This window comes from Curtobacterium sp. SP.BCp, from assembly GCF_051903255.1.
In the GTDB taxonomy this organism is placed as follows: Bacteria; Actinomycetota; Actinomycetes; order Actinomycetales; family Microbacteriaceae; genus Curtobacterium.
Map to the genome: position 1 here is coordinate 3,099,179 of NZ_CP194338.1, position 18,563 is coordinate 3,117,741.

Genomic DNA, 18,563 nt, shown 5'->3' on the forward strand with positions numbered 1-18,563 from the left:
CTCAGTCCACCCTGAGCGTCGTCCCGACCACCGTCGACAGGTCCGCGGCTGCGGGGTCGGCTCGGTCGACCAGGACCGCGCGCATGCCGGCACGGCGTGCGCCGGCGACGTCCCGCTCGGGGTCGTCGCCCACGAAGAGGCATGCCGCCGGATCGACCCCGAGCCGCGCGGCGAGGATCGTGAACGCGCGTGGGTCGGGCTTCTGCACGCCGATCCGCTCCGAGACGCACACCGCATCGAACGCCTCGTCGAGGCCGGTCCGGGCGAGCTTGTCGAGTTGCTGCGCCTCGGAGCCGTTCGTGAGGAGGCCGACCCGGTACCCGCGCTCCCGGAGCGACCGGAGCAGCGGCGCGACGTCCGGGAAGACACACCAGGCGTCCCGGTAGGCGGCGAGGTAGTCGTCGAAGAGCGCGTCGAGCCCCGCCTCGTCCGCCGGCAGCGCGACGCCGAGGGGCGGGAGGACGATGCGGAGCCGTTCCCGCCGCTGCTCCGCGAAGTCGATCTCGCCCGTCCGCCACCGTTCGTACTGCTCGTCCTCAGCTCGGAACCACTCCGCGAGGACCGCCTCGTCGACGTCGACACCGAGGTCGCCGAGGAACCGTCGGACGCCCGTGCGGGCCGCTCCTCGGTGGTCGAACAGCGTGTCGTCGAGGTCGAAGCAGACCGCACGGAGCTGGTGCACGTTCAGCCCGCGGTGACCGCTCGGGTGCGGAGGTCCGACGCGAGCATCATCTCGGTCGCCGCGTCGATCAGGCCGTCGGCGTCCGCACGCGCGATCCGGCGTGATGCGACGAGCGCGGCGATGCCCTGCATGGTGGCGGCGAAGAGCATCTTGAACGCGGTCCGCGAGGCCTCGTCGACAGCGTCGTCCGGCCGGGGTCCCATGGCGCCGTCGAGCACCGTGAACAGGGTCGCTGCGGACTCCCCCGCCGGTCCGACGCCGCCGCCGGCCTTGGCCTGGAACATCAGCTCCATGAGCGCGGCGTCGTCGATCGCGAAGTCCACGTAGGCGTGCGCGACCGCCCGGAACCGCGCTGCGAGGTCGGCTCCGGAACCGCCGAGCGCCCGGCGGACGGCAGCGGTCAAGCGTTCGAAGCCGCTGGCGGCGAGCGCGTCGAGCAGGGCCTGGCGGTCGACGAAGTGGCTCCGGGGTGCGCCGTGACTCACGCCGGCCCGTCGGGCGAGGTCACGCAGGGACAGCCCGTCGACGCCCGACTCGCGGAGCACGGCGACGGCCTCGTCGAGCAGCACCGCTCGCAGGTTGCCGTGGTGGAAGGGCCGGCCGGTCACGCCCTCATCCTAGTCCCGAACTAGGCATTGACTACTTACTAGTCAGTGCCTAGATTGGCACCATGCAGATCCTCGTGTTCGGCGCCACCGGCCAGACCGGCCAGCACTTCGTCCGGCTCGCCCTCGCAGCGGGCCACTCCGTCCGGGCCGTCGCCCGTACCCCGTCCAAGCTCACGACCACCCATGCCGACCTCGACGTCGTCGAGGGCTCCGTCGCCGGCCCGCTCGACCTGGACGCGCTGCTCGACGGTGTCGACGCGGTGGTCTCGATGCTCGGGGACCGGCAGGCGCAGGAGACCCGGATGGTCTACACCGAGTTCGTCCGGCGCCTCGTCCCCGCCATGCGGCAGCAAGGGGTCCGGCGCTTCCTCTACCAGGCCGGCGGTCTCAGCGCGAAGCCCGGGAAGCGTCTGCCGATCCCGCTCCGGATGGTCCGCCGGACCATCGCGAAGAGCTTCGACGGGCAGCACCGGGACAACGAGGCGGTGATGCAGTACCTCGACGCCGAGGCCCGCGACCTGCAGTGGGTCGTGCACCGCGCGGGCATCGGGTCGGACGGGCCGTCGAAGGGCCGGCTGCGCCGGTCGTCGTGGTGGATCAGCATCGGGACGTTCGTCGACTGCGCCGAGTACTCGCTGCGGTTGCTCGATGACGACGATGCTGTGCACACGTGCGACGGCAGCGCGTACGCCCGGGGTCGGCGCAGCTGACCGCACCCACGTCAGGCTGCGGCGGTCCGCACGTCGACCGACTCCGCCCGCCCCTCAGCCGCGTCGATGAACCAGTCGAGCCGCTCCCGCAGCTCGGTCAGCTCCGCGATCTGCGCCGCCAGCTTCGCCCGCTCCCCCTGCAGCAACGCCCGCTGCGAGCCGGTCGTCGTGCCGCTGTGCATGCACGGCATGATCTCCGCGATCACCTTCGTCGGGAGCCCGGCGCGCAGGCAGCACCGGATGAGCCGCACGTACTCGACGGCATCGTCCGCGTAGTCCCGCTGCCCGCCGCCGGTCCGCTCCGACCGCAGCAGGCCCTGCTGCTCGTAGTACCGCAGCGACCGGACGCTCGCACCGGTCGCCTCCGCGAGCTCGCCGATCCGCATCCCGCACTGCCCTCCGTCGCCCTGCTTGCACCTGACACTGATGTCAGGTCCTACGGTCACCGTACAACCCACACGGAAGGACCACCACCATGCAGATCACCGGAGCCGTCGCCCTCGTCACGGGAGCGAACCGAGGTCTCGGACGCGAGTTCGCTCGCCAGCTCGTCGAACGCGGCGCGACCGTCTACGCGACCGCCCGGCGGCCGGAGACCATCGACCTCGAGGGCGTCGTGCCGCTCGCGCTCGACATCACCGACGCGGAACAGGTCGCGGCGGCAGCCGAGCGCGCGCAGGACGTCACCCTGCTCGTCAACAACGCCGGCATCTCGACCGGGGCCGATCTCGTCACGGGCGACCTCGAGCTGGCACACCGCGAGATGGACACGCACTTCTGGGGCACCGCGTCGATGCTCCGCGCGTTCGCCCCCGTCCTCGGCCGGAACGGCGGCGGCGCGGTCGTGAACGTCCTGTCCGCCCTGAGCTGGTTCAGCATCCGTGGCGCCGGCGCCTACCACGCGGCGAAGGCCGCGGAGTGGGCGCTGACGAACAGCGCGCGGCTCGAGCTGGCAGAGCAGGGCACGCTCGTCACCGGTGTGCACCTCGGCGCGGCGGACACGGACATCGCCCGCTGGTACGAGGGACCGAAGGCCACGCCCCGCGAGGTGGTCGACGCCGTCCTCGCCGGTGTCGAGGCGGACGCGACGGAGGTCCTGGTCGACCAGTGGTCGGAGCTCGTCAAGACGACGCTCGCGGACGCACCGGAGGTGCGCGACGCGCGGATCGCGACGGCGCTGGCCGGCTGACCGACGCACCGTCGCGCCGAGCAGGCGGCCGACCAACGGCCTGGAGGCACGGGTCGGACCCGACCCGTGCCTCCCGTCCGTCTCGTCGCACGCCGCCGCAGGGGCGGACCCGTCAGCGACGGACCGTGAAGGTCCCGGAGGCCGTACGACCCGAGCCGTACCCCTGGGCGGAGACGGTGTGCTTCCCGACGGTCCGGGTCACCCCGATCTTGAGCGTCGCGGTGCCCGCCGCGTTCGCGGTCACCCGCTGGGGCGCGCCACCGTCGATCCGCATCGTCACGGACTCGCCGGCGCGGAAGCCGGTGGTCGTGAGGGCGACGCCCTTGCCGCGCTTCGGCTGGGTCGGGTTCGCGGTGACGGTGCCCCTGGCAGCCTGCGCCTCGGCGCAGGCCTCACCTGCCTTGCCGACGGGAGGCGCCGACGCCCGGGTCCGGCCGTCGACCGTGACGCCGTCGTCCTCGCGGAGCGTCAGGGTGCCGGTCCCGTCGCCGAGCACCGCGCCGCCTTGCGTCAGGCTGACTGAGATGGGGTAGGCGGTGGTCGGGGACTCCGACGCGCGACGGTTCCCCACTTTCCTGACCGCGACCGAGTGACAGGTCTCGCCCGGCTGGAAGACGACGGACTGCACGGTCGACCGGACGGCCCCGTCGTACGCGTCGAGGTCGAACGCCACGGTCGCGGTCTGCTCCGCCGGACGCGAGAGCACGATCGCCACCCCGGTCGTGCCCGTGGCGTTGCCCTCGTCGACGAACCGGTCGACGACGCGGACGCTGGGGCGGTCGACCACCTTCGGGGTCCCGAGCGACGACGCGGGCACCGCGGAGAGGTCGCTGAGCAGCAGGCCGCTCTTCCCCTTCGGCACGACGACCGCGACCTGCCGGACACTCGTGAGGTCGACGCCGGTGAACGAGGCGAGCGGCACGTGGGCCTCCTGCAGGAGCGTCTTGCGCACGGCGTCCCGGGAACCCGGCAGGAGTGCACCCGCGAGGCTGACGTCCGACAGCCGCACGCTCGCCGTCGCACCGGCGGCGTCGGTCAGGCGGACGCTCACGTCGACGCCCGACGTCGCACGGTCGTCGGGCGTGAGGCGCAGCGAGAGCGCCGAGAACGACGACAGGTCACCCGAGGACGGGCTGAGGGCGACCCGGACCTCCCCGCCGGTCGCGCTGCCGGTCGGGGTGACGTGGAGGGCGGGTGTCGCCGGGACGGACGGTGCGAGCCACGCCGGCACGTAGTCGGGCGCGGTGGTCTCCCCGGTGACGCAGGTCGGCAGCGTGGCCGTGACGGCGATCCCGTCCGAGCTCGCGCACGTGGCGGCCCGGAGCGCTCCGGTCGTCGTGACGGCGGGGTCCGGCGCGGTGAAGAGCGCGAGGTCGCGGCGGGTGCTCCCCGGCAGGGACGCGGTCACGCGGAGGTCCGCCTTCCCGAGCGCGGCCGGGACCCGTCCGCTGCCGTCGAAGTACGGCAGGAACTGCTGCTCGCCACCGAGCGTGAGGCGGAAGAAGCCGCTGACGAGGCTCGTGCCGACGGCGTACTGCGCGGACGAGGACAGCCGGGTCGTGCCCTTGGCCTTCGCGCCGCACACCGGATCGGAGTCGTCCCACCAGTCGTCCGAGGACTCCTTCGGGTAGGTGGCCGGGGTCCACACACTGTTGAAGAAGTTGTGGTTCGCGCCCATCACGAGCACCGAGGAGCGGAGGACGTCGTCGCCGTACGCCGTCCGCGAGTCGTCGAAGAAGTGCTGCCCCTGCAGGTCGGACACGTCACCGTCGCAGTACGGCAGCACGACGGCGGTGTCGACGTCCGGCAGGGTGGTCCGACCGAAGTCCGTCGGAGCGAGCGGCAGCACCGAGACGATGCCGAACGGCTGCTTCCGCTGGCTGTTGAGCAGTGCCGCACGGACCACGCCGTCGCCGCCGCGGGAGTGCCCCATGAGCCCGACGTGCCGGAGGTCGAGCTTCCCGACGAGCTTCGACGACAGCTTCGGCTCCTGACCGGCATCCGCGCGCTGCAGGAGCGCGAGGTGGTCGAGGACGAGCTGCCCGCGGGCCTCCGCTCCCCCGTCCGCCGCGTAGGTGCCGTCGAGGGCGTTGATCGCGTTCGCGGAGATCGACACGACGACGACACCGTTGCTCGCGAGGGCCTGCGCCGCCGCGGTGTAGCCGAGGTAGCTCGGGATCACCGTCTGCCCCTTGCCGCACGGCCAGCCGGCCCTCGACGGGGTCCCGCCCGAGCACACCTCGTGACGGCCGTGCAGGAACACCGCGACCGGACGCTTGCCCGGGGCGTTCGTCGGCAGCCAGACCGCCGCCCGCATCTCGCCCTTGCGCCCGGCGAACCCGCGGATCGTCTCCGCCTGGTCACCGAGGTCGTAGTCGGCACGGACGACGGAGTACGGCCCCGCTGCGGCTGGGTCGGCGTCGAGCGGCGCCGGGGTCTCCCGCGGGACGGCCTGTGGCTTCGTCTGCACCTGCGGGGTCGAGCCGCTCGGCCGCTGCACGCCGCCGGTCGACCCGAGCACGACGCTCGTCGCGTCCGCCACCGACGGGTCCGTCGTGGTGACCGTGAGGGTGCGCTGGTCGAGGCTCGTCGTCGCGACGCCGATGTCGGTGCCGTCGACCACGAGCGTCGGGGCCGCGGCGCGGACGGGCAGCGGCTCGTCGAGCGTGAGGGTGACCGTGTACCCACCGTCGGTCGGGGTCACGGTCCAGCCGGGCCCGGACGCGACGGGCGCCGCACCGGTCGAGATCGTGGTGCCGGAGCTGCCGGAGGTGTCCGTCGCGCCGCCCGTCGCGGATGTGCCGCTCGACGCGCCCCCGACCGCGACGGCCGTCGGGTCGTCCGACGGGGCGGCGACGGCGGGCAGCGCGACGAGGCTCCCGGCGAGGGCGGATGCCGCGACGAGGGCGGCGGCCACGGTCAGGTGCGTGCGACCCGCGCGGCGGTGGCGGCGAGGGCGGAGCTGGCGGTGGTGACGGTCCACGTCGGGGTACCCCTGTCTGCGAGCGCACGCCCCGAGCGGCACGCGGTCGAGGTCACCGTAGCGAGACCGGTCGGCCAGCCGGATCATCCCGCAGGATGACCGTCCCGGACGGGGGTCAGGACCTCTCCGCGCACGATGTCGAGCGTCGCGCGCTCGGTTCCGAGCGTGGGGCCCCCGGGCGCGCAGGAAAGCGCTGGAAAGTGGCAAGAATGCCGCTCGGACTCCTCATTAGGATTCCGTCAGGACCGCCGTTCGAGGCGGTCCGGCCATGTACGCCGGCCCAACGACGGGAGGTTCGAGATGTCGCAGTTCGTCCAGAGGTTCACCCAGGACGCCATCGTCGGAGAGCCCGAGGTCGTCGAGGACCGCCCGGTCCGCGAGGACCGCCCGGCCAGCGCGGACCGGCCCGTCCGCGAGGTCGCCACGCACCCGGCCTGGCTCCGACTCAAGGACGCCGTCGTCACGCTCCAGGGCCTGCAGGCAGCGGACGGCTCCGTCCCGGACCCCGCCGACCACACCGCCGCGTCCGAGCTGCTGGCCGTGGTCGTCCCCGCCATCGCCGAGCTCGCCCCCGCCTTCCCGCACGACGCCGAGTACCTCGACCTGCTCGCGCGGGACTTCGCAGCGTGGCAGGACCGGGGCTTCGGCGTCCCGGACTTCCTCGACTCGCTGAACGCCTTCCAGCCGCAGCAGCACCGGGTCGACGGCCTCGGGCACCTCGTCGTGTTCCCCATGTACACGCAGAACGGGAGCGCCTCGCGCTTCGTCGAGGCCCTGCTCGTCGAGGTCATCTGGCCGGACTTCATCGCCGAGCTCGAGGCCGGCGACTACGGCAACAAGCTCTTCGTCGCCCTGCGCTTCGTCGACTTCACGCCCGGGTACGACACGAACTCCGCCGTGCTCTTCCCCGAGACCGTCTCGATGCGCGAGGTCCCGGCGTTCACCTGGGGCGCGATCTTCCAGGACCGCGAGGCCGCCCGCTACCGCCGGGTCGTCCGCGCCGCCGCCGAGATCACGAAGCTCGACCTGCCCACGGACGCCGCGGCGATGCTCGACGACCAGGAGCTCACCGAGCGGGTGTTCGTGATGTGGGACATCATCCACGACCGCTCGCACATGCGCGGCGACCTGCCGTTCGACCCGTTCATGATCAAGCAGCGGATGCCGTTCTTCCTCTACTCGCTCGAGGAGCTGCGCTGCGACCTCACGGCGTTCCGCGAGTCGGTTTCGCTGCAGCGCTCGCTGTCGGAGGTGCCGGACGCCGAGCTCTCGGACGCCCAGCGTTCGATCCGTGACCACGCGAAGCTCGTGCAGTACGCGGTGCTCTTCGACCGGGTCTTCCGCTTCGCGATCACCGGCAGCCGCGTCCGCAACTACGACGGGCTCGGCGGACAGCTCCTCTTCGCGTGGCTGCACCAGCACGGGGTCCTGCACTGGACCGACACCCAGCTCACGATCGACTGGGACGCCGTCCCGGACGTCGTGATCGCCCTGAGCGATCAGATCAACGAGCTCTACTGGCGCTCGATCGACCGCCCGAAGTCGGCGCACTGGCTCGCCGCCTACGAGATGCTCACGCAGACGCTCACGCCGCACCCGGCCTCGGTGTGGGCGAAGGGGCTGCCGCAGGAGACGCTCGCCGGGCCGCCGAAGGGCTACACGGACGCCGTCCTCGACGACGAGTTCCCGCTCTCGATGTTCTACGAGGCGCTGAACAAGAAGATGGCGACCGTCATCCAGTCCACCGCGGGCATCACCGGGACGACGGACGACGCCCCGGCTGCCGCCGCGTGAGCGGCGGCGCACTCGCCGGCCGCACGGTGCTGGTCGCGGGAGCGACCAGCACCAGCGGCGCTGCCGTGTCGCGAGCACTGGTTGCCGCCGGCGCGGCGGTCATCGCCGTCGGTGCCCGGGAGGACGGCCTGGAGGCACTGCGCGCGTCCGTCCCGCAGGTCACGACCCAGCGGTGCGACCTGGCGGACCGCGACGCGGTCGACGGACTCGTGTCGCGCCTCCGGTCCGAAGGAACGCACGTGGACGGCCTCGTGCACCTCGTCGGCGGTTGGCGGGGCGGCGGCGGGCTCGCCGGCCAGTCCGACGAGGACTGGGACTTCTTCGACCGGGGCTTCCGCACGCTCCGGAACACGACCCGCGCCCTGTACGACGACCTCGTGGCCTCGCCCGCCGGGCGCCTCGCCACCGTGTCGTCGACGAGTGTCGAGTCCCCCACCGCCGGAGGTGCGAACTACGCCGCTGCCAAGGCGGCGGCGGACGCCTGGACCCGGGCCGTCGCCCAGGGCTTCCGGAAGCACGCCCCGGCCACCGCCGCCGCGGCCGTCTTCGTCGTGAAGGCGCTCGACGGGCTGGAGGCACGCCTCGGGGACGAGGTCGTCCGACTCTGGGACGCCGAGCCGGCTGCGGTGAACGGCATCCGGATCCCCCTGGCGCCCGAGCCCTCCGCCACCGAACCTAGGATCGACGCGTGACCCTCCGACTCCACGACCTCGACCTCCGCGGCTTCGCCTCCGACAACTACGCCGGCATCCACCCGGAGGTCCTCGACGCCATCGCCGCCGCGAACCAGGGCCACCAGATCGCGTACGGCGAGGACGTCTACACGGCACGGCTGCAGGAGGTCTTCACCGAGCACTTCGGCGACCAGGCGCAGGCGTTCCCGGTGTTCAACGGCACCGGCGCGAACGTCGTCGGCCTGCAGTCGATGCTCCCCCGGTGGGGCGCCGTCGTGTGCACCTCGACCGCGCACATCCACACCGACGAGGCCGGCGCACCCGAGCGGGTCGGCGGCATCAAGCTCCTCACGGTCGACGCCCCCGACGGCAAGCTCACACCGGAGCTCATCGACCAGCAGGCCTGGGGCTGGGGGGACGAGCACCGCGCGCAGCCGCTCGTCGTGTCCATCACGCAGACCACCGAGCTCGGCACCGCGTACACGGTGGACGAGGTCCGCGCGATCGCCGACCACGTGCACGGCCTCGGCATGAAGCTGCACATGGACGGCGCCCGGATCTCGAACGCCGCCGCGACCCTCGGCCTCCCGCTCCGCGCCTTCACCACCGACGCCGGGGTCGACGTCCTGAGCTTCGGCGGGACGAAGAACGGCCTGCTGTACGGCGAGGCCGTCGTCGTGCTCAACCCGTCGGCGTCGGAGGGGCTGCACTACCTCCGGAAGCTCAACATGCAGCTCTCGTCGAAGATGCGGTTCGTGTCGGCGCAGCTCATCGCCCTGCTCACCGACGACCTCTACCTCCGATCGGCCCGGCACGCCAACGCCATGGCCGCCCGGCTCCGCGGCGCCCTCGAGTCGGGCATCGCCGACGGCAGCATCCAGGGCGTCGGGTTCAGCCAGGACACCCAGGCGAACGGGGTCTTCGCGACCCTGCCAGCAGGGGTGGCCGATCGGCTCCGCGAGCACTTCCGGTTCTACGACTGGGACGCCAGCCGGAACGAGGTGCGGTGGATGTGCTCGTTCGACACCTCGGAGCAGGACATCGACGACTTCGTCGCGGCGCTGACGCGGGAGCTCGCCGCCGTCTGATCCCACCAGTTGCAGGAGCACGCCCCAGATGGGTAGCGTCGTGCACATGGACGTGATGTATCTCATTACGAGCGCGATCTGGGCGTTGGTCCTGATCATCGTCGTCGTGATGACGACGCTCGTGGTGAAGTTCGTTCAACCGCTTCGGCGAGCGCGGGAGGATCGCGAAGGTGTCACCGACTCTCGTGTGCGCGCCGAGCTCCGGTCCGAGGGCTTCACGGCAGAAGAGGCAGAGCAGGCACTCCGCGATACAGAATCGTGAAGGGGAGCCGCGCACCCGACTCCCCTTCATGATCATCACCCAGTCACTCGTTCACGGATCCTTCCGAAGGCTCATCGACGAGACCTTCTTGTTGAGGATTCCGAGGTCCGGCGAGTTCCCGTACGGGCCACGCTTGGTGCCTCGGAACTTGGTGTGCTCGTAGACATTGAGTTTGCACCCCTGCGCCACCTGGTACGACGACATCGTGTCGTTCCAGAACATGTTCGCGAGTGATTCGTACTGGCCGTAGGGAAGGCTCGCGTAGTACCGACAAGGTGGCTCACTCAGCGAAGACGACCAAGTTTGAGAGATCCCGCGATACCTCGTGTCGACGAAGCCCCGGATGAGCAAGTAGCTGACGCGAGCATTTCCGCGAGCTTCGCCTGTCGCACGACGCTCGGAGTCGACCTTCGCCTTCGCACGCTTGCTCGGGCCGGTGACTTGGTCGTCGACGACTTCGCCGGGTCGCGCCTGCAAGATGATGCCGTGCGTCCGGTACATCTTCTCGGCGAGCGCATCGAGGGTCTTTCCGCACATCGACGTTCCGGACTCGACTTCGGTCCAGCAGTGCTCTGCCGGCTCACTCACAGTCGCAGCGTGGCTTGGTGCGCCGGAGAGAACCGACACGACGAGCGTGGCGCTGGCGACAAATGCCGCTGCTGTTGTGAAAGAGCGAACGACGATGGTGTTCTTCACAGAAGCCTCCAGTCTCAACGACGTTGTTGCGCCTGCATTCTACCACTGAAACATCAGCATGGCAAATGTCTGAGCATCGGGAATTGGAGCACCGAAGCGACTTCCTCGCCGCGCTGACACGCGAGCTCACCGCCGCCTGAGTCAGGCCTCCCGGGGTCGGTCGTACCGCTCGCCCGCAGGGTCGGACCGCAGCGCGAACAACACGATCAGCGCGATGCCGCCCGCGACGGGGACGAGCTGGAGCAGCTGCCACCAGCCGCTCCGGGCCGTGTCGTGCAGGCGTCGAGCGCCGACCGCGAGCGTCGGCACCAGCAACACGGCGCTGATCGCGTACTGGATGCAACTCGACGGTGACCGCAGGTCGTCGACGAGCGACTGCAGGATCCAGGTGTCGTCGGTCGCGGCCTGGGCTGCGGCGAGCTGCGCCGCCGTCCACCCGGTCGCAGAGTCGACGGCCGCGCCCACGATCGTACCGCCCACGGAGATGATGGCGGTCCACACGACCACCCACCAGTACTCCGATCGGCTCGCCCGCCCGCCGAAGTCGGCGTACTCCCGGAAGAACCGGACGATGGACCGTGTGAAGGGGATGCCATACCAGGGTCGCCAGATCGCCGGTTCCGATTCCTGCATGTGGTCGCAGCCCCGAACACCCGCCCCGGGTTCATCACCATCTGTTCAGCGGTCACCCTGGGCGTGGCGGGCATGTACACCGGCACCGCGCTGCGGCTCCGCCGCTCGCGAGGCCGACGATGACGACCCCCACTGCCCGGACGTCGGCGCTCGTGGTCTTCGGCGGCACGGCAGCGACGATCGGAGCCTGGCTCGCGCTGGGTCTGCCGTACGCATGCCTCGGGGCCCTCGCCACGCTCGCGTACGCCGCGTCCATGCCGAGCGTGATCGGTTCAATGCGCGTGCCGGAGGGCGCTGCTCCCGATCCGCGCGACGTCAGGAGATGGCGTGAGGAGCACCCGGGCGCGACCATCAGCGAGGCGATCGCCGCGGTCTCGGAACGGTGACCGGACGACGGACGGGAGGCACGTGGCGGACCTGCCCCGTGCCTCCCGTCCGGTCGTCGGTCGCGTCAGCGACCCTGCCACTCAGTCGTTCTCGACCTCGAAGTCCCACTCGGCGAGGGTCTTCCCGCCGCCGGGAGCCCAGCGGAGCACACCCTCGCCGACCTTCATGACGGTGCGGACCTCGAACGTCGTGCGCTGCCCAGGACGGAGCACGCTCGGCGGTGTGCCCTTCCCCGGGACCGGGGACAGCCGGTAGGCGTTCCCGAGCTGGTCCGTCGTGGTCAGGTCGGTCAGGGATACCGGCACGCTGCCGGAGGCGTCCCGCAACGACACCGTCCACGTGCACGTCGTCGTCTCGCCCTGGTACGGCAGCCCCTCACCGGGGACGACCGGACCGGTGACGGTGGCGAGCACCGTCGCGCCGCCGTGCAGGTGCACGCGGACCGCGTCCCCCTCGGAGGTCAGGGCCGGCCGGGCCGCGGTGCCGTCGAGCACCGCGTCCGTGGTCGACGGGATCCCCGCGAGGTACGCCGGCATGCCGCCGTAGGTGTCCTCGGCCTTCGGCTCCACGTGCGACGAGCAGCCGACGAGCGCCCCCGCGAGGACCGCCACCCCCGCCACCGCGACCGCGAGGGACGCGGTGCGTGAGCGGGTCACCGGTGCCTCGCGTTGTTGAACACGTCCGGTCCGTAGGGCTCGAGGCCGGCCTGGCCCGCGTACCCGAGGTGACCGCGACCGTCGACGCCGCCGGACACGGTGCCGCCGGGCAACCGCTGGTGGTCGTCCCCTCGGCTCACCCCGAACACGTCCTCCATCGTCCGCAGCCAGCTGTAGTGGTTGTAGTAGGTCGTGGACACGGTGCCGGGCTTGATGAGCGGACTGATGAGCACGCTGCCGGTGTCGCCGCCGCCGGGGGTCGCGTCGGTGGCGTCGTACAGCGGGTCCGCGGTCTGCCCGGTGCTGAGGAACCCGGGTGCTCCCTCGGCGCTGAGCGTGAGGCTCGTGACTGCCCCGGTCGGCGTGACGGGGTTGCCCGAGGCGTCGAGGAGCTGGAACGAACCGTTGACGACCGAGCCCGAGGAGGTCGTCGGGAACTGCGGACCGGTGTCGCTGACCGCTCCGACGAAGGTGTCCTCGGGGATCGGGCTGGTGCCGCCAGGACCGGTCGTGTCGGTCGTGTCGACCACGCCGCGGCCGGTGTCGGTCGCGACGATCGACTGGTCGGAGACGTAGCTCGACGCGGTGTTCGCGGCGACGGCGTCGGTGCGGGCTCCTGGGGTGTTGCCCGAGCCGCCCCGGACGATGCCGGGCACGCAGTTCGCGGGCACGAGCGTCGGGGAGGTCTGCGTGCACACCGGCGGACGGTCGATGAAGGCGTTGTCGCCGGGGCCCGGGTAGAGCTGGTTGCCCTTCGCGTCCTTGCCGAGCGTCGAGTTCGGGCCGGTGGGCTCGAAGGCGACGTTCTTGCCGTACAGGTTCTCGCCGGCACGGTCGGCCGCGATGCCCGAGGAGGCGTTCGGCTTGTCGGACAGCGTCGGTCCGTAGTGGTCCGCGTTGTTGAAGCTGTTGCCGGTGTAGGTGAACGGCGGGTTCGCCTCGTCGAACGTGATGTCGATGAGGCCGCCGTCCTTGAACGCGGCCGAACGCTCGATCATCGGGACGTAGTACTTGAGGAAGAGGTCCGAGGCGTACAGGCCGCCGGTGTGGTTCTTCGGCGTGGTCGACTCCGGCGCGGGCGTGCCCGACTGGTAGACCGGCTGCCCGCTGCTCGTGAACGACCCGGACAGGTTGTTGCCCTTGCAGACCGCGTCGTGCGCGTCACTGCAGTTGTTCGGCGTGATCCAGCTGAACGCCGGGGTGGTCTTCTCGTGCTGCAGGTCGCGGAAGAGCCCGCTCGAGGACGAGTCGAGGTTCGCGATGTGCGCCGAGTCGCAGTCGGTGCCGCCCTCGGCGGGCTTCGTCAACGAGGTCGCCGCACGACCCTTGGCCCCGGCCGCGCCGGTCAGTCCCTCGAACCACGGGAACGGGAAGTGCTTGGCGACGTACTGGTCGTTCGCCTGCGCCCCGGTGAAGCTCGTCACGCCGGCCGCTGCCGGGTGGTCGGACGTCGGGGTGAGGTAGGTCGGGTTGTTCTCGGGGTTGTTCTCGGCGGTCCCGGGTGCACCGCAGACACCGTCCTCCCGACCGGGCTGGTTCCCGAGGTCCTGCGCGTAGCCCTTCCACGTCTTGTGAGCGGCGTCGAGCTGGTTGAAGAGGGTCGGCGTGGAGTGCGGGTAGGTGCAGCCGTTCGAGCCGTCGGGCGCGTTCGCGCCGCTCGGCTGCGCAGCGTTCGCCAGCGACCGCACCTGGCCCTTGTCCGAGCCGGAGCGGATGACGCTGTGGTCGGACCCGAAGCGGGTGTTCACCACGTTGCAGTCGGACTGGGTGTCGGCCTGCGGACCCTGCCCCGACACCATGGAGATGTAGTTGTCCATGCTGTAGTGGCCGGTGCCGTAGGAGTTCTTCAGCAGCACCCCCTGCGCCGGCAACGTCTTCCAGAGGTAGCTGTTCTGGTTGAGCCCGGTGAACGTCGCGTCGTACGACTTGTTCTCGAGGATGATCAACCAGACGTGCTTCACCTGCCCGGGACGCAGCCCGGTCGAGGTGATGGTGGCCCCGCGCTGCGCCGTGCTGGCGTCGGCGGCTGAGGCGGTGGAGGTCGCGATGCCCGCGACGGCGGCGGCGAAGATGCCTGCCGCGGCGACGAACGCTGCTGCGCGACGCCGACCCTTGGTCCTGCCGGAGAACTTCATGTGGGAAGTCTCGCGCTGTGCTCACCCCCGCTCGGGGGACGGCAGGTGAACGGGTCGTGAGGGACCGCACAGCGTGCGGTCGCACCGGACCGGCCGGGAGGCGCGGGTCGTCTCCCGGGTCTGGTGGGGTGGGTGGGTGGTGCGGTCTACTGCACGCGGGTGGGTTTGGCCAGGGCGGCGCGGGTGCCGCCGGTGAGGTGGACCAGGATCGGGACCTGCCGGCCGAGGGTGCGGTCCAGCACGCCGATCGCGTGGTCGACGGCGTCGAGGACGCTCACCGCGTCGCCGCCGCGGCGCACGGTCACCCGGATCCGGGCGGCGCGCTGCCGCTTGACCAGGTACGTGTCGACCTTCGAGCCGACGACGTCGCGGACGTCGGCGAGTTCGTGGTCGATGACGTCCCGCACGAGCGCGACGTTGATCGTGACCTGGTCCTCACCCGAGCGTTCCCGGACGGCGACGCTGGTGCCGCCGCGGCCGCGGGTGAACACCCACAGCAGTGCCAGCACGATCACCACGACGCACGCCGCAGCGACGGTCCACAGCGACGCCGCGGGCACGGTGAGGCTCGACGGGAACGTGAGGGAGGGCCCCAGGGCGTCGCGGACAGCGGGCAGGACGCCGGCGCCGATGGTGAGGCCGACGAGGACGGCGGCCAGGCCGAGGACCAGCAGGATGATGCGGTTCAGGGTGCGGTTGCTCTTGGTCATGCCAACGTTCCCTTCTCCTCCACACGGACCTTCACACGCTTGCCGAACCGGTCATCGAGACGACCGAGTCGTTCCTCGACCGCGGACCGGACCGAGGCCTCGTCGACGGGCACACCCGAGAGCGGGACCAGCCGGACCTCGGACGAACGTCCACGGGCCGAGGCCTTCACGTTGCCCTCGGGGAGGCCTGCCGCGAGGGCCGCGGCGTTCGCGGCCGTCGAGGCGAGGATCGCGGTGTCGATCACCACGGCACCGCGCTCGTGCGCCACGGCCGACCGGTGCTGCCGGCCGGGCTTGAGGGCCAGGACGATCAGCACGATCCCGAGGACCACGAGGACGACCGCGACGACCTCGACGATCGTCACGAACGCGGCGTCGGGCTTGAGTGCGGCGTCGACGACCGTGTGCGGGTCCGCCAACAGCGGCGCCGCGCCCACGGCCTTGAGGACCGACTCGGTGCCGATCCACGCCGCCACGAGCACGAGGACGACGAGGGACACCGACACGGCGCCGGAGCGGGAACGGTGGATGCTCCGCCGCTGGATGCGGCGCTCGAGCGAGGTGGTGCTCACAGGTTCCTCCTCCTACCGGACCCGGCCTTCGTGCTCGTGCACGATGCCGGTCAGTTCGATGTGGGCGCTGCCGACGCGTCGGCCGGACAGCTCGCCGAGCCGTTCACGGACACGTTCGGCGGCGGTGGCGGCCGATCCGACGACGTCGTCCTGCGTGCGGATCGGACCGGTGACCTGCAGTGCGAGCCCGCCCGCGTGGTCACCGAGCTCCACACGGACCCGCCGGGCGGGCGCGCCGAGCCGTTCGGCTGCGACGGCCCGCGCCAGCGAGGTCAGTGCACGAGCAGAGATCTCCACGCGGCCCGGGACGCCCGGGCCGGCGGTCACCGGGAGCTCCGACGTCCGGTCAGCACGTCGGTCAGGGCGCCGCGGTCGATCTTGCCGGTCGTGAGCGCGGCCACGAGGGCCCCGATCGCACCGAACACGACCACGAGCACGAAGCCACCGAACCCGAACTGGAGTGCGACGACGGCGAGGATCGCCCCGATCAGGGCGCCTGCGAACGTGTTACTCAACGCGGGACTCCTTCTTCTCGTCGTCGTTGTCGTCGTCACCCGGGATGTAGACGTCCTGGACGGTCACGTTGACCTCGGCGACCTCCATGCCGACGATCTGGGTCAGCGCGCGGGAGACCGACGAACGCACACCGTCGGCGACCTGCTGCAGCGACACGGGGTACTCCGCGACGATGACGATGTCCGCGGCGACCTGCTTCTCGCCGACCTCGACCTTGACGCCCTGGCCGAAGTCGCGCTGGCCGATCGCGTCGCGGATCGCACCGATCGCACGGGCAGCGCCCTTGCCGAGCGAGTGGACGCCGTTGACCTCGCGGGCGGCGATGCCGGCGACCTTCTCGACCACGGTGTCGTCGATGACCGTCTTGCCCGAGGGGTTGGAGCCAGCGGCAGGGGTGCCTGCGGCGCGGGAGCCGGCGAGGGTGTTGGGGGTCGTGGTGTCAGCCATGTCGATTCCTTCCGTTCGTCCCGCCGGGCGTTCCCAGCGGTTGCTGTTCACGGAGGAGACGGGGCACCCCAGACGGAAGTCACGCCGGGCTGAGATCCTCCATCGACTTCCCAGACAACGGCCGTTCCAGCACGTTCTTGTCCCCCGTTCTGCTCGCGCGGAGAGCGACCGTTCGGAAAGCGGCCGCACCGTGACGCGGCGTGACCGGAAAGCGCGCATCCGCGATGTACCCCGGTCGGGAACGCGCGGCGACGCTGCCCCGGTGGTAGAGAACCCGACGCCAGTAGCGGTCAGCGCCAGCGGAGTCGGCGTCCGGCCGCGGTGTCGTTCCACGAGGCGGTCAGCGCCTCGTCGCCGGTGGAGTGGGGTCCCGCGTGGCCGTCCTCCCGGCCGCAGCGCCACCGGTCGAAGACGCTCATGCAGAGGTCCCGGACGGGAGCCTGCGGATCGAGTGCGGCGGCGGTCGGCGCGGTGTCGTGGGCGGAGGTCGGCTCGGTGGCCTCGGGTGTGGCGTCGTCGTGCATGTCCCCAGGAAGACGTCACCGCGGGGCCGGATGTCACGAAACCGTCGTCGTCGCTGCTTCCCGGGCACGTCGTCGTCCGGTGGTGCATGCTCGGAGTTCCGATCGACCGGTCGGGGCCACGACGGACCGGAAGGCGGGGATGAACGACGACGATCCTCTCCGACGCGGGTCCGACGCGACACTCGTCGCCCGGGCGGCCGACGGTGACGTGCTCGCGTTCGAGGTGCTCGCCCGACGGCACGGTGCCCTGATGCGCGTGTACGCCGAGCAGGTCCTCGGCTCGACCATCGAGTCGGACGACGTCGTGCAGGAGGCCTTCCTCACGGGGTGGCGCAAGCTGTCCGACCTCGAGGACCCCGCGCGCTTCCGGTCGTGGATGCTGCAGATCACCACGAGGAAGGCGCTCGACCGACTCCGGCGCCGACGGCACCACGACGAGCTCGGCGACGTCGAGGCCCCCGCCGACGCGGCACGCAGCCCGGAGCGTATCGTCGAGAACAGGCTGCAGTTCGACGCCCTGCTGACGGCACTCGACCGGCTCCCGGCCGACCAACGCCGCTGCTGGCTCCTCCGCGAGACCGCCGGGTACAGCTACCAGCAGATCGCCGACGAACTCGAGCTGTCCACGTCCACCGTCCGCGGACTCCTCGCACGAGCACGACGGTTCCTCGCTGCCGAGATGGAGGGATGGCGATGACCGACCACGACCTCCCGAGGCCCGACGACGACCTCCCGCTCCCCGACGACGACCTCGACGGGCACACCATCGAGGAGCTCGCCGACTACCTCGACCACGGCCGCGAACCCCGTGACCCGTCCATCGAGTCCTCGCCCGGGTGCCGGCTCGCCCTGGCGAACATGCAGCGCCTCCGCGAGCTGTCCTTCGGCGCGCTGCAACGCCGTGCCGAGGACGAAGCCGGCCGTGAGACCGCCTGGATCGACCGGCTGCTCGACACGATCCGCGCCGAGGTCCGGTCCGGACGGGACGTACCGATCGCGCACCCCGACCCGCGCCTGCGTCTCGCGATGACCGAGGCCGCGGTGCGCGGGGTCGTGCGGCGTGCCGGCGACGCCCTCCGCGAGGTCGTGATGGGACGCTGCGAGCTCGACGGCGACGTGGACGTGCCGGGGGCGCCCGTGCGGGTCGCGGTGACCGCGGGACTCCTCTACGGCGCCTCCGCCGAGGCGACCGCCGACCGCCTCCGCGACGCCGTGGCCACCGCACTCGCCCGCCACACCGAACTCACGATCGAGTCGATCGACGTCCGCTTCGACGACGTCGTCCTGCCCTGAGGAG

At 71.4% G+C, this 18,563-nt stretch carries 23 protein-coding genes; 9 read left to right on the top strand and 14 right to left on the bottom strand.

The genetic code is table 11. From position 1 onward, the window contains the following. Nucleotide 1 precedes the first annotated feature (1 nt). Both ACRQ4C_RS14745 and ACRQ4C_RS14750 read right to left on the bottom strand, forming a co-directional pair. Nucleotides 2-682, bottom strand: a complete 681-nt coding sequence (locus ACRQ4C_RS14745) for an HAD family hydrolase (protein ID WP_439689192.1) — start codon at nucleotides 680-682, stop codon at nucleotides 2-4. 2 nt (nucleotides 683-684) lie between these two features. After that, nucleotides 685-1,290: a TetR/AcrR family transcriptional regulator gene (locus tag ACRQ4C_RS14750; RefSeq protein ID WP_439689193.1), complete on the bottom strand. Its 606-nt coding sequence runs from the start codon at nucleotides 1,288-1,290 to the stop codon at nucleotides 685-687. A gap of 62 nt (nucleotides 1,291-1,352) precedes the next feature. Between ACRQ4C_RS14750 and ACRQ4C_RS14755 the strand changes: the two genes are divergently transcribed. Further along, nucleotides 1,353-2,000: an NAD(P)-dependent oxidoreductase gene (locus tag ACRQ4C_RS14755; RefSeq protein WP_439689194.1), complete on the top strand. Its 648-nt coding sequence runs from the start codon at nucleotides 1,353-1,355 to the stop codon at nucleotides 1,998-2,000. Nucleotides 2,001-2,011: 11 nt separating this feature from the next. Here the strand turns inward: ACRQ4C_RS14755 and ACRQ4C_RS14760 are convergent, their stop codons facing one another. Then, a complete protein-coding gene (locus ACRQ4C_RS14760; protein WP_290133909.1) occupies nucleotides 2,012-2,386 on the bottom strand; it encodes a MerR family transcriptional regulator in 375 nt (124 codons plus the stop codon). Between the two features lie 89 nt (nucleotides 2,387-2,475). Between ACRQ4C_RS14760 and ACRQ4C_RS14765 the strand changes: the two genes are divergently transcribed. Further along, nucleotides 2,476-3,189: an SDR family oxidoreductase gene (locus tag ACRQ4C_RS14765; RefSeq protein WP_439689195.1), complete on the top strand. Its 714-nt coding sequence runs from the start codon at nucleotides 2,476-2,478 to the stop codon at nucleotides 3,187-3,189. Nucleotides 3,190-3,301: 112 nt separating this feature from the next. Here the strand turns inward: ACRQ4C_RS14765 and ACRQ4C_RS14770 are convergent, their stop codons facing one another. Beyond that, nucleotides 3,302-6,106, bottom strand: a complete 2,805-nt coding sequence (locus ACRQ4C_RS14770) for a hypothetical protein (protein ID WP_439689196.1) — start codon at nucleotides 6,104-6,106, stop codon at nucleotides 3,302-3,304. Nucleotides 6,107-6,472: 366 nt separating this feature from the next. Between ACRQ4C_RS14770 and ACRQ4C_RS14775 the strand changes: the two genes are divergently transcribed. The 4 genes from ACRQ4C_RS14775 to ACRQ4C_RS14790 are packed head-to-tail and all read left to right on the top strand — an operon-like array spanning nucleotide 6,473 to nucleotide 9,990. Then, nucleotides 6,473-7,966 (top strand): DUF6421 family protein, encoded by a 1,494-nt coding sequence (locus ACRQ4C_RS14775; protein WP_439689197.1) that lies wholly within the window; start codon nucleotides 6,473-6,475, stop codon nucleotides 7,964-7,966. Next, the gene (locus tag ACRQ4C_RS14780; RefSeq protein ID WP_439689198.1) at nucleotides 7,963-8,658 is read left to right on the top strand and encodes an SDR family NAD(P)-dependent oxidoreductase; all 696 of its coding nucleotides are present in this window, start codon (nucleotides 7,963-7,965) and stop codon (nucleotides 8,656-8,658) included. The genes ACRQ4C_RS14775 and ACRQ4C_RS14780 overlap by 4 nt, the downstream gene beginning before the upstream one ends. Next, entirely contained in the window at nucleotides 8,655-9,728 is a 1,074-nt protein-coding gene (locus ACRQ4C_RS14785; protein WP_439689199.1) for a threonine aldolase family protein, read from the top strand. Before ACRQ4C_RS14780 ends, ACRQ4C_RS14785 begins: the two co-directional genes overlap by 4 nt. Nucleotides 9,729-9,774: 46 nt before the next feature. Next, nucleotides 9,775-9,990 (top strand): hypothetical protein, encoded by a 216-nt coding sequence (locus ACRQ4C_RS14790; RefSeq protein WP_439689200.1) that lies wholly within the window; start codon nucleotides 9,775-9,777, stop codon nucleotides 9,988-9,990. A 51-nt stretch (nucleotides 9,991-10,041) separates the two neighbouring features. Here the strand turns inward: ACRQ4C_RS14790 and ACRQ4C_RS14795 are convergent, their stop codons facing one another. Continuing rightward, the gene (locus ACRQ4C_RS14795; protein ID WP_439689201.1) at nucleotides 10,042-10,686 is read right to left on the bottom strand and encodes a hypothetical protein; all 645 of its coding nucleotides are present in this window, start codon (nucleotides 10,684-10,686) and stop codon (nucleotides 10,042-10,044) included. A gap of 141 nt (nucleotides 10,687-10,827) precedes the next feature. After that, nucleotides 10,828-11,319 carry a DUF805 domain-containing protein gene (locus ACRQ4C_RS14800; protein ID WP_439689202.1) on the bottom strand — a complete coding sequence of 164 codons (492 nt, stop codon included), beginning with the start codon at nucleotides 11,317-11,319 and terminating at the stop codon, nucleotides 10,828-10,830. A gap of 119 nt (nucleotides 11,320-11,438) precedes the next feature. Here ACRQ4C_RS14800 and ACRQ4C_RS14805 point away from each other — a divergent pair, with 119 nt between their 5' ends. Then, nucleotides 11,439-11,705 carry a hypothetical protein gene (locus tag ACRQ4C_RS14805; protein WP_439689203.1) on the top strand — a complete coding sequence of 89 codons (267 nt, stop codon included), beginning with the start codon at nucleotides 11,439-11,441 and terminating at the stop codon, nucleotides 11,703-11,705. An 81-nt stretch (nucleotides 11,706-11,786) separates the two neighbouring features. Here the strand turns inward: ACRQ4C_RS14805 and ACRQ4C_RS14810 are convergent, their stop codons facing one another. From ACRQ4C_RS14810 to ACRQ4C_RS14845, 8 genes are all read right to left on the bottom strand, one after another. Then, the gene (locus tag ACRQ4C_RS14810) at nucleotides 11,787-12,362 is read right to left on the bottom strand and encodes a hypothetical protein (protein ID WP_439689204.1); all 576 of its coding nucleotides are present in this window, start codon (nucleotides 12,360-12,362) and stop codon (nucleotides 11,787-11,789) included. Further along, entirely contained in the window at nucleotides 12,359-14,497 is a 2,139-nt protein-coding gene (locus ACRQ4C_RS14815) for a hypothetical protein (protein WP_439689205.1), read from the bottom strand. Before ACRQ4C_RS14815 ends, ACRQ4C_RS14810 begins: the two co-directional genes overlap by 4 nt. A 146-nt stretch (nucleotides 14,498-14,643) precedes the next feature. Next, entirely contained in the window at nucleotides 14,644-15,207 is a 564-nt protein-coding gene (locus tag ACRQ4C_RS14820) for a hypothetical protein (protein WP_439689206.1), read from the bottom strand. Beyond that, on the bottom strand, nucleotides 15,204-15,779 hold the full coding sequence (locus tag ACRQ4C_RS14825) for a hypothetical protein (RefSeq protein WP_439689207.1): 576 nt from the start codon (nucleotides 15,777-15,779) through the stop codon (nucleotides 15,204-15,206). Before ACRQ4C_RS14825 ends, ACRQ4C_RS14820 begins: the two co-directional genes overlap by 4 nt. A 12-nt stretch (nucleotides 15,780-15,791) precedes the next feature. Further along, nucleotides 15,792-16,106, bottom strand: coding sequence for a hypothetical protein (locus ACRQ4C_RS14830; RefSeq protein ID WP_290133896.1), 315 nt, complete (start codon nucleotides 16,104-16,106; stop codon nucleotides 15,792-15,794). Further along, complete coding sequence (locus ACRQ4C_RS14835; protein ID WP_290133895.1) at nucleotides 16,103-16,294, bottom strand: hypothetical protein; 192 nt, start codon at nucleotides 16,292-16,294, stop codon at nucleotides 16,103-16,105. The genes ACRQ4C_RS14830 and ACRQ4C_RS14835 overlap by 4 nt, the downstream gene beginning before the upstream one ends. Beyond that, the gene (locus ACRQ4C_RS14840; RefSeq protein WP_439689208.1) at nucleotides 16,287-16,742 is read right to left on the bottom strand and encodes an Asp23/Gls24 family envelope stress response protein; all 456 of its coding nucleotides are present in this window, start codon (nucleotides 16,740-16,742) and stop codon (nucleotides 16,287-16,289) included. Before ACRQ4C_RS14840 ends, ACRQ4C_RS14835 begins: the two co-directional genes overlap by 8 nt. 290 nt (nucleotides 16,743-17,032) lie before the next feature. Further along, the gene (locus ACRQ4C_RS14845) at nucleotides 17,033-17,266 is read right to left on the bottom strand and encodes a hypothetical protein (RefSeq protein WP_400415615.1); all 234 of its coding nucleotides are present in this window, start codon (nucleotides 17,264-17,266) and stop codon (nucleotides 17,033-17,035) included. 139 nt (nucleotides 17,267-17,405) lie between these two features. On the opposite strand from ACRQ4C_RS14845, the gene ACRQ4C_RS14850 reads away from it, so the two are divergent. After that, nucleotides 17,406-17,963 (top strand): RNA polymerase sigma factor, encoded by a 558-nt coding sequence (locus tag ACRQ4C_RS14850; protein WP_439689209.1) that lies wholly within the window; start codon nucleotides 17,406-17,408, stop codon nucleotides 17,961-17,963. Beyond that, nucleotides 17,960-18,559, top strand: a complete 600-nt coding sequence (locus tag ACRQ4C_RS14855; RefSeq protein ID WP_439689210.1) for a hypothetical protein — start codon at nucleotides 17,960-17,962, stop codon at nucleotides 18,557-18,559. The genes ACRQ4C_RS14850 and ACRQ4C_RS14855 overlap by 4 nt, the downstream gene beginning before the upstream one ends. Nucleotides 18,560-18,563 lie beyond the last annotated feature (4 nt).

Coding starts and splice junctions, on each gene's coding strand:
- ACRQ4C_RS14840 (WP_439689208.1), bottom strand. CDS start 16,742: ATGGCTGACACCACGACCCCCAACACCCTCGCCGGCTCCCGCGCCGCA.
- ACRQ4C_RS14815 (WP_439689205.1), bottom strand. CDS start 14,497: ATGAAGTTCTCCGGCAGGACCAAGGGTCGGCGTCGCGCAGCAGCGTTC.
- ACRQ4C_RS14820 (WP_439689206.1), bottom strand. CDS start 15,207: ATGACCAAGAGCAACCGCACCCTGAACCGCATCATCCTGCTGGTCCTC.
- ACRQ4C_RS14855 (WP_439689210.1), top strand. CDS start 17,960: ATGACCGACCACGACCTCCCGAGGCCCGACGACGACCTCCCGCTCCCC.
- ACRQ4C_RS14790 (WP_439689200.1), top strand. CDS start 9,775: ATGGACGTGATGTATCTCATTACGAGCGCGATCTGGGCGTTGGTCCTG.
- ACRQ4C_RS14760 (WP_290133909.1), bottom strand. CDS start 2,386: ATGCGGATCGGCGAGCTCGCGGAGGCGACCGGTGCGAGCGTCCGGTCG.
- ACRQ4C_RS14800 (WP_439689202.1), bottom strand. CDS start 11,319: ATGCAGGAATCGGAACCGGCGATCTGGCGACCCTGGTATGGCATCCCC.
- ACRQ4C_RS14845 (WP_400415615.1), bottom strand. CDS start 17,266: ATGCACGACGACGCCACACCCGAGGCCACCGAGCCGACCTCCGCCCAC.
- ACRQ4C_RS14765 (WP_439689195.1), top strand. CDS start 2,476: ATGCAGATCACCGGAGCCGTCGCCCTCGTCACGGGAGCGAACCGAGGT.
- ACRQ4C_RS14755 (WP_439689194.1), top strand. CDS start 1,353: ATGCAGATCCTCGTGTTCGGCGCCACCGGCCAGACCGGCCAGCACTTC.
- ACRQ4C_RS14805 (WP_439689203.1), top strand. CDS start 11,439: ATGACGACCCCCACTGCCCGGACGTCGGCGCTCGTGGTCTTCGGCGGC.
- ACRQ4C_RS14775 (WP_439689197.1), top strand. CDS start 6,473: ATGTCGCAGTTCGTCCAGAGGTTCACCCAGGACGCCATCGTCGGAGAG.
- ACRQ4C_RS14850 (WP_439689209.1), top strand. CDS start 17,406: ATGAACGACGACGATCCTCTCCGACGCGGGTCCGACGCGACACTCGTC.